General features: G+C 72.0%; 13 protein-coding genes. 9 read left to right on the top strand and 4 right to left on the bottom strand.

All coding sequences use genetic code 11. The annotated features are described in order from the left end of the window. The 5 genes from JK359_RS11960 to JK359_RS11940 are packed head-to-tail and all read left to right on the top strand — an operon-like array spanning position 1 to position 3,853. On the top strand, positions 1-1,236 hold the full coding sequence (locus tag JK359_RS11960; protein WP_201834840.1) for a metal-dependent hydrolase family protein: 1,236 nt from the start codon (positions 1-3) through the stop codon (positions 1,234-1,236). 25 nt (positions 1,237-1,261) lie between these two features. After that, positions 1,262-1,474, top strand: coding sequence for an MbtH family protein (locus tag JK359_RS11955; RefSeq protein WP_201834838.1), 213 nt, complete (start codon positions 1,262-1,264; stop codon positions 1,472-1,474). Beyond that, entirely contained in the window at positions 1,471-2,070 is a 600-nt protein-coding gene (locus tag JK359_RS11950; protein ID WP_201834830.1) for an NADPH-dependent FMN reductase, read from the top strand. The genes JK359_RS11955 and JK359_RS11950 overlap by 4 nt, the downstream gene beginning before the upstream one ends. Beyond that, the gene (locus tag JK359_RS11945; protein ID WP_201834828.1) at positions 2,067-3,674 is read left to right on the top strand and encodes an acyl-CoA carboxylase subunit beta; all 1,608 of its coding nucleotides are present in this window, start codon (positions 2,067-2,069) and stop codon (positions 3,672-3,674) included. The genes JK359_RS11950 and JK359_RS11945 overlap by 4 nt, the downstream gene beginning before the upstream one ends. A gap of 17 nt (positions 3,675-3,691) precedes the next feature. Next, positions 3,692-3,853, top strand: coding sequence for a hypothetical protein (locus JK359_RS11940; protein ID WP_201834826.1), 162 nt, complete (start codon positions 3,692-3,694; stop codon positions 3,851-3,853). Positions 3,854-4,051: 198 nt separating this feature from the next. Here JK359_RS11940 and JK359_RS11935 read toward each other — a convergent pair whose 3' ends face one another. Continuing rightward, positions 4,052-6,862 carry an ATP-binding protein gene (locus JK359_RS11935; RefSeq protein ID WP_201834824.1) on the bottom strand — a complete coding sequence of 937 codons (2,811 nt, stop codon included), beginning with the start codon at positions 6,860-6,862 and terminating at the stop codon, positions 4,052-4,054. Positions 6,863-7,220: 358 nt separating this feature from the next. On the opposite strand from JK359_RS11935, the gene JK359_RS11930 reads away from it, so the two are divergent. Together JK359_RS11930 and JK359_RS11925 are read left to right on the top strand one after the other, a co-directional pair. Then, complete coding sequence (locus tag JK359_RS11930) at positions 7,221-8,303, top strand: ferritin-like domain-containing protein (protein ID WP_201834822.1); 1,083 nt, start codon at positions 7,221-7,223, stop codon at positions 8,301-8,303. 36 nt (positions 8,304-8,339) lie between these two features. Next, positions 8,340-9,797 carry a DHA2 family efflux MFS transporter permease subunit gene (locus tag JK359_RS11925; RefSeq protein WP_201834820.1) on the top strand — a complete coding sequence of 486 codons (1,458 nt, stop codon included), beginning with the start codon at positions 8,340-8,342 and terminating at the stop codon, positions 9,795-9,797. Positions 9,798-9,887: 90 nt separating this feature from the next. On the opposite strand, the gene JK359_RS11920 is transcribed toward JK359_RS11925, so the two are convergent. Together JK359_RS11920 and JK359_RS11915 are read right to left on the bottom strand one after the other, a co-directional pair. Beyond that, on the bottom strand, positions 9,888-10,088 hold the full coding sequence (locus JK359_RS11920) for a hypothetical protein (RefSeq protein WP_201834818.1): 201 nt from the start codon (positions 10,086-10,088) through the stop codon (positions 9,888-9,890). 292 nt (positions 10,089-10,380) lie between these two features. Continuing rightward, positions 10,381-11,427 carry a LuxR C-terminal-related transcriptional regulator gene (locus JK359_RS11915; RefSeq protein ID WP_201834816.1) on the bottom strand — a complete coding sequence of 349 codons (1,047 nt, stop codon included), beginning with the start codon at positions 11,425-11,427 and terminating at the stop codon, positions 10,381-10,383. 665 nt (positions 11,428-12,092) lie between these two features. Here JK359_RS11915 and JK359_RS11910 point away from each other — a divergent pair. Together JK359_RS11910 and JK359_RS11905 are read left to right on the top strand one after the other, a co-directional pair. Further along, the gene (locus JK359_RS11910; RefSeq protein ID WP_201834814.1) at positions 12,093-12,641 is read left to right on the top strand and encodes a pyridoxamine 5'-phosphate oxidase family protein; all 549 of its coding nucleotides are present in this window, start codon (positions 12,093-12,095) and stop codon (positions 12,639-12,641) included. Positions 12,642-12,811: 170 nt separating this feature from the next. After that, positions 12,812-13,816, top strand: coding sequence for a 2-dehydropantoate 2-reductase (locus JK359_RS11905; RefSeq protein ID WP_201834812.1), 1,005 nt, complete (start codon positions 12,812-12,814; stop codon positions 13,814-13,816). 18 nt (positions 13,817-13,834) lie between these two features. On the opposite strand, the gene JK359_RS11900 is transcribed toward JK359_RS11905, so the two are convergent. Then, positions 13,835-15,058 carry a cytochrome P450 gene (locus tag JK359_RS11900; protein ID WP_201834810.1) on the bottom strand — a complete coding sequence of 408 codons (1,224 nt, stop codon included), beginning with the start codon at positions 15,056-15,058 and terminating at the stop codon, positions 13,835-13,837. Between the last annotated feature and the right edge of the window lie 59 nt (positions 15,059-15,117).

Raw genomic sequence — 15,117 nt, 5'->3', positions numbered from 1 at the left:
ATGACACTGCTGCTGACCGGAGCCACCGTCCTCGACGGTCTGGGCAACGACCCCGTCCGCGGCGGCGCGGTCCGCATCGAGGACGACCGGATCGGCGCGGTCCACGACCGCGGGCCGGTCGGTGACGCCGACGTGCTGGACCTGGGCGGACTGACCCTGCTGCCCGGTCTCATCGACGCGCACGTGCACATCGGGCACTCCAGCGAGACCCGGGCGGTGCTCAACATGGAGCTGTCCGTCGCCGAACGGGCCGCCGACATCTTCCGCACCCTGCGCCAGACCCTGGACGCCGGATTCACCGCGGTGCGCGACTGCGGCGGCATCGACCACGGCGTCCTGCGCACCGTCGGCCGGGGCCTGGTGCCGGGGCCGCGCATCTGGGCCTCGGCGTCCCCGCTGGTCCAGGGCGGCGGCCACGGGCACCTGGGGTCGCCCTTCCTGCCGCCGGACGCCACCTTCCACTTCCGGGTCCGCGGGCTCACCGCCGTGGGCCGCATCTCGGACGGCTGCGACGAGGTGCGCAAGGCCGCCAGGGAGTGCTTCCGGCAGGGGGCGTCCTTCCTCAAGATGGCCGTCACGGGAGGGGTGGTCTCCCTTTCGGACTCGTTGGACGACACACAGTTCACGGTCGAGGAGATCGCCGCCGCCGTCGCCGAGGCGCACGCCCGGCACACCTACGTCACGGTGCACGCCCACAACGTCGCCGGGGTCCGCAATGCCGTCGGCGCCGGGGTGGAGTGCGTCGAGCACGGCACCGGGATCGACGAGGCGACGGCCGCGATGATGGCCGAGCGCGGTGTGAGCCTGGTGCCGACCCTGGCCATCGCCAAGGTGCTGGAGGAGAACTTCGACCAGCACGGGCTGCCGGAGCAGATCCGCTGCCGGGTCGGCGACACCCTCCAGGGCATGACCGACGCTCTGCTCGCCGCGCGCGCCGCGGGCGTGCCCATCGGGTCGGGCTCCGATCTCATCGGGCCGAACCAGAACCGGCGCGGACTGGAGATCGCCCTCAAGGCGCGCGTCCTCGGGGCCCGCGAGGCCATCATGTCCGCCACCTCGGTCAACGCCCGCATCATGCGCGTCGCGGACCGGATCGGTTCCGTCGAGAGCGGCAAGCTCGCCGACCTGATCGCGGTGGACTTCGACCCGCTCGCCGAGCCGGAACTCTTCGACGACCCGGACCGCGTGGTCCTGGTGGTCAAGGGCGGCCGGATCGTCAAGGACACACGGAAGTAGCCAGGACCAGCCGAGGGAGACGGACATGACCGCCGAGCACACCGAACACACCGACGCCGCGGAATACGTGGTGGTCGTCAACGACGAGGAGCAGTACGCCGTCTGGGACACCGGCCTGCCGGTCCCCGGGGGCTGGCGCCGGGCCGGGTTCTCCGGTCGCCGGGCCGAGTGCCTGGAGCACATCGAGGCGGTGTGGACCGACATGCGGCCACTGAGTCTGCGCACCGCCGGCCGGTGAACGGCATCGGGACGACCACCGGGGGTGACGGGCCCCTGGTGGTGGGCGTGGGCGGCACCGGCCGGGCGGACTCCACCACCGACTGGGCGCTGTCCCTGGCCCTGCGGGGCGCCGAGGAGTCCGGTGCCCGCACGGTGAAGTTCGACGGCGCCTTCCTCGGGACGCTTCCGCTGTTCCTGCCGCACCACCGCGAACGCGGCCCCGCGGTCCGGCACATGCTGACCCTGCTGGCCCGCGCGGACGGCGTGGTCCTGGCCACCCCCAGCTACCACGGAGGAGTCGCCGCGCTGCTGAAGAACGCCCTCGACTTCCTGGAGGACCTGCGCGACGACCACCGGCCCTACCTGCACGGCAGGGCGGTGGGCTGTGTGGTCAGCTGCGACGGCTCGCAGTCCGGGGGCACCACGATGGCCGCGCTGCGCTCCATCGTGCACGCCCTGCGCGCCTGGCCGGTGCCGCTCGGCGTCGCGCTGACCGCGGAGAACGGGCGCGGTGCGCGTGCCCGGGAGCAGCTGTCCACCGTCGGGCGCATGACCACCGAATTCGCCCACGCCTTCGGCGCCCACCACGGCGCCGCCGCACAAGGAGTCCGATGAAATCCACGGAGGACGCCGGCTCCGCCGCCCGCGTCACGCTCACCCGCAGGACCACCGCGGAGCGGATCGCCGAGCTGGAGCAGCGCAAGAGCCGGGCGCGCCGACCCGGTTCGCCGCGCGCCGCCCAGCGGCAACGCATCCTCGGCCGGCTGACCGCGCGGGAACGCATCGCGCTGCTGCTGGACGCGGGCTCGTTCATGGAGACCGACGCGCTGGCCCGGCACCGCTCGACCGCCTTCGGTATCGACGCCCAGCGGCCCTACGGCGACGGCGTGATCACCGGCGTCGGCACCGTGGACGGCCGTCAGGTGTGCGTCTACGCCCAGGACGCCACCTCGTTCAACGGCAGCGTCGGCGAGGTCTTCGGGACCAAGGTGGGCAAGCTGCTCGACCTCGCCATGAGCACCGGATGCCCCGTCATCGGCATCAACGACTCCAGCGGGGCCCGGCTGCAGGAGGGCGTGCTCGCGCTGTCCGCCTACGGGCAGGTGGCCCGCCGTACGGTCGAGGCGTCGGGCATGATCCCGCAGATCTCCCTGATCATGGGCATGTGCGCCGGTGGCGCCGTCTACACGCCGGCCGCGACGGACTTCGTCGTCATGGTGGAGCGGACCTCGCACATGTTCGTCACCGGCCCGGACGTCATCAGGGCGGTGACCGGCGAGAGCGTGGGACTGGAGGAGCTGGGCGGCGCCGACGTGCACGCTCGCCGCACCGGCAGTGCCCACTACCACGCCGACGGGGAGGAGGAGGCGATCGCCTTCGTCAAGGACCTCCTGTCGTTCCTGCCGGCCAACAACGCCACCGAACCCCCGGCCTATCTGGCGCCGGCCGGCAGCGGGCGGACCGAACGCGACCGGGCCCTGGACAGGCTGATCCCGGACAGCCCCGAGGCGCCGTACGACATGCACACCGCCATCGAGACGGTGGTCGACGACGGTGATCTGCTGGAGATCCAGCAGGACTTCGCCCGCAACATCATCTGCGGCTTCGCCCGGGTGGAGGGTGCCACCGTCGGTGTCGTGGCCAACCAGCCGCTGCACCTGGCCGGTTCCCTGGACATCGACGCCTCCGAGAAGGCCGCCAGGTTCGTACGGTTCTGCGACGCCTTCAATCTGCCCCTGCTCACCTTCGTCGACGTGCCCGGTTTCCTGCCCGGCCTGGTACAGGAGCACGGCGGCATCATCCGGCGCGGGGCCAAGCTCGGCTTCGCCTACATCGAGTCCACGGTTCCCAAGGTCACGGTCATCACCCGGCGTGCGTACGGCGGCGGTTACGCCTCCATGGGTTCCAAGGAACTGGGTGCCGACATCTGCTTCGCCTGGCCGACCGCCGAGATCGGCGTCATGGGGGCGCGCGGAGGCGTGGACATGCTGTTCCACCGAGACCTGACGGCCGCCGACGACCCCGCGGAGCTGGAGGCCCGGCTGACCGAGACGTACGAGGAACAGCTGATCAGCCCGTACGTGGCGGCCGAGCGCGGGTGCATCGACGACGTGGTGGCACCGGCCGAGACCCGGATCGCGGTCGCCCGGGCACTGGCCTCGCTGCGCACCAAGAGGGTCACGGCGCTGCCCAAGAAGCACAGCAACATCCCCCTGTGACGAGGAAGGCGGCACCTGTGATCGTACCGAGGTGGGTCCTGCCGTCCACAGAGACCGAGCACGACCCCGAGGAGCAGGTCCGCGGGGAGGAGACCCCGGCCGAATCCGTCGCCGGAGCGCTCGCCCGTTTCGTCAGCGTCATCGCCGGCATCCCGCTGGGCCCCGACCCGGAGCGGTGAGCCCCCCGCTCCGGGAGGGGCGAGCCCGAACCCCGGCCGGCCGGTGCCGAAGTCCGCCGGCCGTCCGGGTCTCATGCCCGCGGGTTTCACGTCGGCCGGGTCTCATGTCGGCCTGGGCTTATGCCGGCCGGGTCTGACGCCGGCCGGATCTCATGCCGGCCGGGTCTGACGCCGGCCGGATCTCACGTCGGCCGGGTCTCACGCCGGTCTGGGCGTCGCCCACCCGGGTGGCTCCCGGGTGATCACGGCCGCCACCGCGGCCCGGTTGGACACCCCGAGCTTCGCGAAGACGCGTGACAGATGCATCTCGACGGTCTTCTCCGCGATGTGCAGCCGCCTGGCGATCAGCCGGTTGGTCAGCCCCTCACCGACGAGATCCGCGATCTGCCTTTCCCGGCTGGTCAGGGCCGGCAATATCTCCGAGCCACCGATCGGGCCCCTGGTCCGCGGGGCCCGCGCCGCGAGCCTGCGCCGCTCCTGACGGGCCGTCCGGGCCGACAGCACCGCGCCGCACTGGTCGAGGGCCGCCCCCGCGGCCTTCAGCTCCCGCGCCGCATCGTCGAAACGGTCCTGGTGCCACAGCGCGACCCCCAGCACGATCCGCGCCCGCAGCGCGTCGAGCACCCGGCCCGAGGACTCCAGCCCGGCCACGGCACGCTCGGCGGGGCCGCATGCCTGCCCGGGGTCGGTGTGCACGAGCACCTGCGCCCGGGCCAGCTCGGCCATCGCCCCGGCAGGGTCGACGGAAGCGGCCCGTGCGGCCCAGTGGGCGGCACGGGCGTACCGCTCGGCGGACAGCTCGGCGCGTGTGAGCATCTCGTACCAGACCGGACGGGAGCCGGCGTCCGCCGTCGGCAGGTCCGGGCCGCCGGCCTCGGAGACCACGGCCAGGCATCCCTCGTGATCGCCGCTCGCCAGCCGCGCCTCGGCCAGGATGCGCAGGGCCATCGCCTCCTTCCAGTTGCTCGCCGAGTGGCGGGGGTGGACGGTCGCGGCGACCGCGGCTTCGAGGGCGCGGTCCGTGCGCCCCCGGGCGACGTCGACGAGGGCCTGCATGGCACGGGCGTTGATCACACCCTCCAGGCACTCCGCGTCCGCGGTCAGGTGGACCGCGTGCTCGGCGGTGATCTGGGCCTCGGCCAGCTCGCCCCTGGCGAGCAGGGCGTAGGACTGGCCCACCAGCAGATGCGGCAGGTACAGCAGATGGCCGGTGCGGGTGGCGAAGTCGACGGCCTTGCGGAAGTGGCGCAGGGCGTCTTCCCAGGCGCAGCCCAGGATCTCGCTCCAGCCGATCCACAGTGCGGCGTCCAGGCTGCCGGCCAGCTCGTCGTCGAGCATGCCGTCCAGGATCCTGGCCGCTTCGGCGAGCCGGCCGTTCCCGGCCCGCCCGCCGCATTCGGCCGCCTCGATCAGGGCGAGCAGGCCGAGGCAGGAGGCCTGCAACGCGCGCCGGTCGGTGCGGCGCGCGACCCCCAGCGCCTCCTCGGTCCACCGGGCGGCGCTTCCGTCGTGACAGGCGGTGTAGAGCTGTCCGGCCGCCAGCTGGCACTTGAGGGCGGCGGCGACCACCTCGTCCTGCTGCGACAGACCGTCCAGCTCCCTGCGCAGCATCACCTCGGTCTCCTCGCGGGCACCGAGCATCCGCTGCACGGTGGCGGCGAGCACGACCGCCTCGGCATGCTCGGCGGCCGGTTCCCGTGGCAGCACGCGCAGCGCCTCGTGGACGAGTTCCCTCGCCTCGTGGAGACGGCCGCGGTCCGCCAGGGCACGCGCCAGCTCCGTCTGCAGCCGGGCCCTGGGCACCGCGAGGCCGGCACCGCGCGGCAGCACCCGCAGGGCGGTGCGGAACCAGGCGGCGGCCCGGGCCGGTTCGGTGGCCGCCACCGAGCGGGCGGCCGTGCACAGCAGGTCGACCCCCTCCGACTCGGCGAACCTGATGCACTGCTCCACGTGCGGGGCCCGCTCGATCGCCGACGCGCCGCGGGTGCGCAGCGCCTCCTCGGCCCGCGCGTGCATCTCCACCCGCCAGGCCAGATCGCCGGCGTCGTAGACCGCGCGGTGCACCACCGGATGCCGGAAGACGAAGTGATGGCCGGCGGCCACCGGCCGGACGATGTCGCGGTGGACCAGTTCGCCGAGCGCGGCCAGCACGGCGTTCTCGGGTTCCTCCAGCAGCCGCGTCAGCAGTTCCGTGTCGAACTCGCAGCCGATGATCGCCGCCGCCTGGACGGTACGGCGCACCGGCGGCGCCAGCGGGACCAGTTCGTCGAGGATACCGGCGCGCGCCTCGGGGGAGCGCTCGGTGAGGAGCATGCGCAGGTAACCGGGGTTGCCACCGCTGCGGCGGTACAGCTCCCTGCGGCGCAGCGCGGTGGCGTCGGCGAGCAGCAGGCCGACGTCCTGCTCGGACAGCGGCGCCAGCGGGAGGTGGTCGAGTGCGATCCGCTCGGACCGGCCGTGGACGGCCGTGCGCAGCCGCTCCGGCACCTGCCGGTCGCGGTAGCCGAGGACGGCCAGGAACCGGGCCCTGGGCGGCCGGCGCAGCAGCCCGGCGAGCAGCTCGAGGGAGTCCGGGTCGGCCAGGTGGAGGTCGTCGAGGATCAGAACGAGGCTGGGCCTGGCGAGGGCCTCGACGAGTTCGTGGACCACTCTGCGCGCCGGCTGTCCCCCGGCCGCGGTGACGTCGTGGCGTGCGTGCTCACCACGCAGGATGCGGGTCATCCGCTCGCGGCGCTCCCGCGGCCAGTCGGCCAGCACGGTGCGCACCAGTTCGCGCTGTTCGTCGAAGGCGTCGGCGAACGCGCCCAGGGACGTGCCCAGTGACGCACCGGCCCGCCCCGTGGCCACCACGGCGTCCCGGGAGCGCGCCGTGTCCGCGAACTCCCCCAGGAGCGCCGTCTTGCCCACACCCGGGTCCCCGGTCACCAGGACCACACGGGGGGTGCCGGTGGCCTGTAACTGGGTCAGGGAGTTCTCCAGGGATTCCAGCGCCGCTCTGCGGCCGGCCAATTCCCGGTTTCCCGCCGTGAAATCCTGAACGATGTGGACAGCATGATCCACCGATGCCCCTCTCGGATGATGCGGGTCATGGCTGATACGTGTCATCGAGCCCCCGTGGCAAGTGGAAAGACTGCTGTTCGTCAAGTGCGTGGGACCGTCGGCTCGTTCACAGAGACGTCACCCTAGCCGACGGCACTCGCCGCGGTGGCCGGGCGGAGATCGACGTCATCACGACAGGCGGAAACGCGAAGGTGCCCCGGGGACCGCGCGCCGGCCGGCCGGGAAACACCCAGGGATATCCCCACTGCACCCGGGGGCGCGGCTCCTCCAGACTGACCAGGCGGTCACCCCAGGAGAAGGGATTCTCGTGAGCACTCGCATCTACGCGCTGCCCGTCGAACAGACCCGGTGGCAGGTCCCCGACGGCTCCACCACGGTGTTCGACTGGGAGTACGACGAGGGGCGTGACCGGCTGCTCGGCCTGTACGAGAAGGGCAAGCAGAAGCAGTGGGACGCCAACGAGCGGATCGACTGGTCCACCGAGATCGACCTCGACGACCCGATGGGGGTGCCCGAGGAGACGATCGCGATCTACGGGACCCGGGTCTGGGAGCGGCTCGGCGCCAAGGAACGCGGCACGGTCCGCCACCACCTGGCCGCCTGGCAGTTCTCCCAGTTCCTGCACGGTGAACAGGGCGCGCTCATCTGCTCCTCGAAGATCGTGCACACGGTTCCCGACCTCGACTCGAAGTTCTACGCGGCGACCCAGGTGATGGACGAGGCCCGGCACGTCGAGGTGTATTCGCGGTACCTGCGCGAGAAGCTCCAACTGGCCTATCCCATCAATCCCGGGCTCAAGGCGCTGCTCAACGACGTCATCGCGGACTCCCGTTGGGACATGACGTATCTCGGCATGCAGGTGCTGATCGAGGGACTGGCTCTTGCGGCCTTCAGTCTGATCCGGGACCACGCCTCCGAGCCCTTGGCCAAGGCGCTCAACGCATACGTGATGCAGGACGAAGCGCGTCATGTCGCCTTCGGCAGACTGGCGTTGCGGGATTTCTATCCCGAACTGACCGAAACGGAACGGAACGAGCGCGAGGAGTTCTGTGCGGAAGCCTGCCATCTGATGCAACAGCGCTTCCTGGGCGAGGAAGTCTGGCGGAATCTCGACGTCGACGCTGACGAATGCATCAGCCACATGCGATCATCCGAGCACTACCGCATGTTCCAGACCTATCTGTTCTCGCGGATCGTGCCTACGCTCAAGGACATCGGCCTCTTCGGTACCCGTATGAGGGACACGTTCGCCGGCATGGGAATCATCGGCTTCGAGCAGCAGGACATCGACACGCTGGCCACACAGGACGAGAACATCGCGGAAGCCTTCGACAGGGAGCGTGTCGCGCAGGTCGAGCGGACCATCCGGCTGGCGTCCGGGGAGGCGTGACCGCACCACACCGGACCACTCAAGGAGTGCTCACCAGTGAAGCAGGCCGCTCCGGCTCCCGCCCCGCGTGCCTTACGCGCCCTGACGCTCACGGCGTCAGGCGGCACGTTCCTCGCGATGCTCGACTCCACCGTGACCAACCTGGCCGTACCCGACCTGCAGCGGGACTTCGCGGACGCCTCCCTGTCCGCGCTGTCCTGGGTCATCAGCGGGTACGCCGTGGTCTTCGCCGCCCTGCTCGCCTCGGCCGGCCTGCTGGCCGACGTCCTGGGGCGCCGCCGGCTCTTCGTCGGCGGCATCGTCACCTTCACCCTGGCCTCGCTGCTGTGCGCGCTCGCCCCCAGCCTGCCCGTCCTGGTCGCCATGCGCATGGTGCAGGGCGCCGGCGCCGCCGCGATGATCCCGGCCTCGCTGGCCATCCTGCTGCTCGACGGCCCCGCCGAGCACCGCGTCAGGTCGATCGGCGTGTGGAGCGCGGCGTCCGCCTTCGCCGCGGCGGTCGGCCCCAGCGTGGGCGGCCTGCTGGTCGACAGCCTCGGCTGGCGTGCGGTCTTCTACATCAACCTGCCGTTCGGCGTCCTGCTCACCGCCGCCGCGCTCACCCGGCTGCCGGCGCCCGCACCGGTCACGGTCGCGCGCCGGTTCCCCGACCCCTTCGGCACCGTGTGCCTGACGGTCGGTGTCGGCGCCCTGACCCTCGGCATCACCGAGGGTCCGGACTGGGGCTGGCTCGACCCACGGACGCTCGCCGTCTTCGCGGCGGGTGTGCTGGCCATCGGCGTGCTGGTGCCGCGCTCGCTGCGGCACCCGGCGCCTGCGGTGGAGATGTCACTGCTGGGCCACCGGCCCTTCGCGGTCACCAACGTCGTCTCGCTGCTCTACGGCATGGCGCAGTACCCGTGGCTGCTGGCCAGTGTGCTGTGTCTGACCGACGTCTGGCACTACAGCGAGCTGGAGGCCGGACTCGCCATGACGCCCGGTGCGGTCACGGCGTCCGTCGCTGCGCTCGGGATGAGCCGTCTCGCGCCCCGGCTCGGCGGGCCGCGCACCGCCGCCGTCGCCGGCATGGCGGTCTTCCTCGCCTGCGGCATCTGGCTGGTGCTGGCGCTCGGCGACCGGCCGGCCTTCTGGTCGCTGTGGTTCCCGGTGGCCTCGCTGGCCGGCATCGGGATGGGTCTGGTGACCATGGGGACGTCGGCGTCGGCCGCCTTCTCCGCGCCGCCCGCCCGGTTCGCGACGGCCAGCGGTCTCAACACCACGGCACGTCAGTTCGGTGGCGCGCTGGGGGTCGCCGCGTTCGCCGTGCTGGTCGACGGGCACCGCACGATCAGCGGCAGCGACGTGTTCACGTCCGTCTTCGTCTTCTCCACCGTGGTGGTCGCCTTCGGCCTGCTCCTGACCGTCCTGGGCCTGCGCCCGGCGCCGCCGCCCCAGTCCGCTGCCGCCGCCGCGCACAGCACTGCGGCCACGCAGGAGTCCGCGCGGCCGCAGTGAGGTGAGCCGAGAATACGGTCGGCGCCGTCCGCCGCTCATACGGGTCGGCGGACGGCGGTCGCGCCGGCCCCGTCGGTCGGCGGACGGCGGTCACGGGGCGAAGCGGCCCCAACCGGTGTCGTCCACCGGGGCCGTGCCCCAGCCCGTGTCGGCGTCGGGGGACAGCGACGGGGTCGCCGCGGCGGCCGTCGGACCCGGCGTGGGGGACACGTGGAGCGCGGTGAGGCAGCCGACGGCCAGAGCGAGGAGGAGGCCGGCTGTGGCACCTATGCCGGCCGGACGAGCTGTCATGCTTCGTTCTCCTGTCAGGAAGGCGTGGCGGTACGGACCACCGCTTGCGGGATCGACCGGCAAGCGGCCGTCGAGCATTATGTCCCAGCGGGTCGCCGGTTTTTTCGAATCGGCTCCGGCGGGATCATGACTGGCGGAAACAGGAATATGCAGCGAAGGCCTGAATGTGCGATTCCGCTCCGCCTTCCGTACCCGAGGGTGTAGGGGTCCGGAGCGGACGGTGCCTCTTCGGCCGAAAATCGCCGTGGCGGCCCCGGACATGACCGCTTCCCGGTTTCCGGTTCCGCCCCTGTCACCCTTTCTTCAGGGAGAGGGCGGAGATCGAGCCCTCCTGTTCCAGGGGGCCGTGCCGGCCTATGAGATAGCCCAGCTGGAATCTGCTGGAGGCACCGAAGCGGTTCATGATCTCCGATACGTGCCGCTGGCAGGTCCGCACGGATATCCCGAGGGCCCGCGCGGTCGTCCGGTCGTCGTGGCCCTGGACCAGGTGCTGGACGATCGAGCGTCTCGTCTGGTCGGCGATGCCCTGGACGAAGGACTTCTCCCGGGGTTTGTGGATGAGTTCGCCCGACGACCAGAGCAACTCGAAGATCTGCACCGTGAAAGCGATGAGATCAGGACTGCGGACCACCAGCGCGCCGCCGGGGCTGTCCTGTAACGGCAGGAAGAGGGCGCTGCGGTCGAAGACGATGAACCGGGCGAGGTCGCCGGTGACCGTGCGGACCTCGGCGCCCAGTCTGGTGACCTCCTCCGCGTACTTCACCGTGGGCGGATGGAAGCGTGCGGAGTGCTGGTAGAGGGTGCGCAGCCGGACGCCCCGGTGGAGCAGCTGCCGGTCCCGGTCCCGGGCGGCCAGCAGTTGGGCGGCGGGACGGGGGCCGCCGGGCTGGGCGGCGAGCACTTCCTGCGTGCATTCGTCGGCGTGCCGGTCGAGCAGCCGTGTCACGTCCTCCAGCGATGCCAGGCGTTCCAGGTGCGGCCCCGCGTGGCCGTGCTGCTGCGTGGCGTGGATCAGGGCCAGTTCGGCGAGCTGCCCCCGCACGCGCAGCAGGTCCAGCTGGGTGGCCTGGACCCGGTCCTCCCAGCGCCTGAGGAACCGGGCCGACACGTCCGCCGGGTCGGCCACGGCCAGCCGGTCCGCCCCGACGCGTCTGAGCAGCCCTGCCGCGGTGAGGACGGCGACGCTGCGCGCGAGGACCTCGCGGTTCTCGCGCGCCATGAGTTCCTGCACGTGCAGCGGACCGTGCTCGGCGAGTTCGCGGTACAGAGCCATGTCCGCCGGTGACAGCTCACCCGGGTGGGCATCGTCCCCTGCCGGGTGGTCGGACGGGATGTTCATCGGGCAACCCTCTTCCTCATGCCGGCCGCGATCGCGATGGGAACGTGGGGGAACCGCCCGGCGGCAGCTGTGGCCGGCGGCCGGCGATCGGCGCATGCGCCGATCCGCCGCAGGGGCGGGGCCGGATCAGTGACCCGTGGAGCGGGGCCGCCCGTGGCACCGGCCCCGTGGTCGGCAGGCGCCGGAGACGGGGCGCGCAGGCACGCGGCTCCCCGGCGGGCGGACCGGAGGCCGGCCGAACACCCGCGTCCGTCTCCGGGGCGGGAACCGAAGGCGGTACTCGGCCATGATGAACATCCGCTTGAACCTCCCCCGTTCGCTCCCGTAGTCGGCGGTCGCGTCGTGAAACATCGATCGCGGACATGCGCCGGTGTGTCGCCCTCACCGGTTTACACAGAAGACAACTTCAGTCAAGTGGTGGCATATGACGCTACCAGCGGCTCGGGAGAGTGGGAAGATCATGGCCGGCGGATGTCCTGAACCAGCGCCCTGACGCCCTCGTGCACATGGCCGAAAAGCCGCGGGGAAGCCTACGGCCGGCCTGCCCGCGACGACGCCCGAACGGGTGCACGCGAGGCGTCCTGTCCGTCCGTGGGGCATTGACTGACGGGAGAGCCACCAAAGGAGACTGACGGGAGAGCCACCACAGGAAGGAAGGTGTTCGCATGTCCGCACAGCAACCCCGGACGGAGCTGGACGCCCGCTACAGCTCCGCGCTCAATCCCCGCCCCGGGGCCGAGGGCGTCACCGCCACCGAGTGGGCACAGGCCCGGCGGGAACTCGCGGCAGCCGAGATCTTCTGGCTGTCCACCGTCCGCTCCGACGGCCGTCTGCACATCACGCCGGTGATCGCCGCATGGCACGACGGCGTGCTGTACTTCGCCACCGGGCCCGCCGAGCAGAAGGCGAAGAACCTGGCGCACGACGCGCACTGCGCGCTGACCACCGGCCGGAACTCGCTCACCGAGGGGCTCGACCTCGTGGTCGAGGGCACGGCGCAGCGGGTGACGGATCCCGCGGCGCTGGAACAGGTGGTCGCCGCCTACGAGGAGAAGTACGGGGACCACATCACGTCACCCGAAGGCACCTTCCACGGCATCGGGGACGCCATGCGCAAGGGCGACGCGGTGGTCTTCGCGGTGGCACCGGCGACGGCGTACGGCTTCGGCAGGCACTCAGGGGTGTTCAGCCACACGCGCTGGACCTTCGCCTAGCGAGCGGCCACAGCCCGGCCGCCGCACGCCCGCCGCCGCGCGCCCCGGGCCGGCCCCCTCGCGCAGCCGGCGTCCCGCTACTGTCATGCTCCTGCCTGCCTGCCTGCCTGCCTGCCTGCCTGCCCGCCCAGCCCCGCCCTGCCCGCTCCCGTCTCCCGCAGGAGTCACCCGTGCCCAAGCCCCGCTTCGCCGTCCTCGGCGCCGGAAGTATCGGCTGCCACCTCGGTGGCCACCTCGTCGCCGCCGGGTACGACGTGACCTTCATCGGCCGGTCCGGCGCCATGGACGTGCTGCGCGAGCGGGGACTCACCCTCAGCACCTCCGCCCGGCCGCCGGTCCACCTCACGCCGGACCGGCTGACCCTCGCCACCGGCCCCGAAGCGGCGGCCGGCGCCGACTTCGTGCTGGTCACCGTGAAGACCGCGGGCACCGGGGCCGCCGCCGAGGACCTCGCCCCGCACCTCGCCCCCGGCGCGGTCGCCGTCAGCTTCCAGAACGGGCTGCACAACCCCGCCACCCTGCGCGCCGCGCTCCCCGGACACACCGTGCTGGCCGGGATGGTGCCCTACAACGTCGTGCAGACCGAACCGGGCACCGTGCACCAGGGCATGCCCGGCAGGCTCATGACCGAGCCCGACGACACGCTCTTCGCCGCCCTCCGCGAGGCGGGCCTGGCCGTCGAGCCCCGCACCGACATGTCCGAAGTGCAGCACGCCAAGCTGCTGATGAACCTCAACAACGCCGTCAACGCCCTCTCCGGGCTACCGCTGCGCGACCAGCTCGGCCAGCGGGCGTACCGCCGCTGCCTGGCCCTGTGCCAGCGCGAGGCACTCGCCGCGTACCGCGCCGCCGGGATCACCCCCGCCCGCCTCGGCCCCACCGCGCCCGCCGTCACCCCGTACGTGCTGGGTCTGCCCGACGCCTTCTTCCGCCGGGTGGCGGCGGCAACCCTCCGGATGGACGCCCACGCCCGCTCCTCGATGTGGGAGGACCTGCAGCGGGGCCGGCGCACTGAGATCGAGTCACTCCAGGGCGAGATCGTCGCCCTCGCCGCCGCGCACGGCCGGACGGCACCCGCGAACGCGCGACTCGTCGAGCTGGTGCACCAGGCGGAGTCCGCACCGCGCACCTGGTCGGGCCCGCACCTGTACGCCGAGCTGCACGCGGCACGCTGAACGGCTCCTCGACGGGCTTCAGCCGGTGAGGCCGCCGATCGTCACGGGAAGGTGACGGGGGCCGCGCAGCACGGCGTTGGCGCGGTACGGCGGCGGGTCCTCGAGCAGGTGGAGGTCCTTGACCCGGCGGAACAGTTCGGGCAGGGCGAGCTGCGCCTCGATCCGGGCCAGCGGGGCGCCGAAGCAGTAGTGGATGCCGGTGTAGAAGCCCAGGTGCTGGTTGTCCTTCCGGTCGGGAACGAAGCTGTCGGGGTCCTCGAAGCGTCCGGGGTCCCGGTTGGCCGCGGCGATCATCAGCCAGACCGGTGAGCCCTTGGGAATGGTGGTGCCGGCGAGGTCGATGTCGGCCATGGCGGTGGCCAGCGGGACGAACTGCACCGGGGGCTCGTACCGCAGCACTTCCTCGATGAGCGGGACCGTCAACTCCGGTTCGTTCCTGAACCGTTCGAGTATGCCGGGGTGGCGCAGCAGGGTGAGCGTCGTGTTGGTGATCAGGTTGACGGTGGTCTCGTGGCCGGCGACCAGGAGCAGGATCGCGGTGGCGACCAGGTCCTCCGGTGTCATGCTGCCGCCCGGGCCCGTCTCGGGAGCGAGGGCGCTGAGCAGCCCGGGGCCGGGGTGACGGCGTTCGGCGTCGATCAGTCCGGCCAGGTAGGCGCCAAGTTCCTGGCGTGCCTGCTGGGTCTTCTCCAGGCCTTCGCCGGCCTGCTGCTGGGGATCGATGCCGGACGCCACCGCGTCGGCCAGGCTGTGGAAGCGCGGCTCGTCCTCGCGGGGAACGCCGAGGACCCGGCAGATGGCCGTGACGGGAAGCGGGTAGGAGAAGTCGTCGACGATGTCGACCCGGTCCTTGCCGTCGAAACGGTCGAGGAGTCCGGTGACGACCGAGGCCAGCTCCCCGCGCAGGCCGTCGAGGAACCTGGGGCTGTGCGGGGGGCCGAACGGCCGGTTCGCGGTGGCGCGCAACCGGTCGTGCAGGGGAGGGTCGGTGAGGATGAAGCTCGGCGGCAGCCCCGAGCCCGGCTCTTCCGGGTGCCGGATGCGACCGGGCGGCTGGTTGCGGGTGTCCTGGCTCAGCCGGGGGTCGTTGGCCAGGCTCCGCACCTCGTGGTAGGTGCTGACCAGGTAGGTGCCGTCGTCCTCCCGCATGACCGGTTGCTTGCGCAATTCCGCGTAGAGCGGGTACGGATCCGCTCGGTTGGCGGGATCGAGGATCTGCGCGGAGAGGGTACCGGTCGTCATGGTGTCTCCCTGGGGCTCCGGACGTACGGGCCCGGCGATCAGGCGTGCGGCGCAGCGAA

Origin of the sequence: Streptomyces actinomycinicus, from assembly GCF_016741775.1 — a bacterium.
Taxonomy (GTDB): domain Bacteria; phylum Actinomycetota; class Actinomycetes; order Streptomycetales; family Streptomycetaceae; genus Streptomyces; species Streptomyces actinomycinicus.
This window is presented reverse-complemented; position numbering and strand designations above follow the sequence as displayed.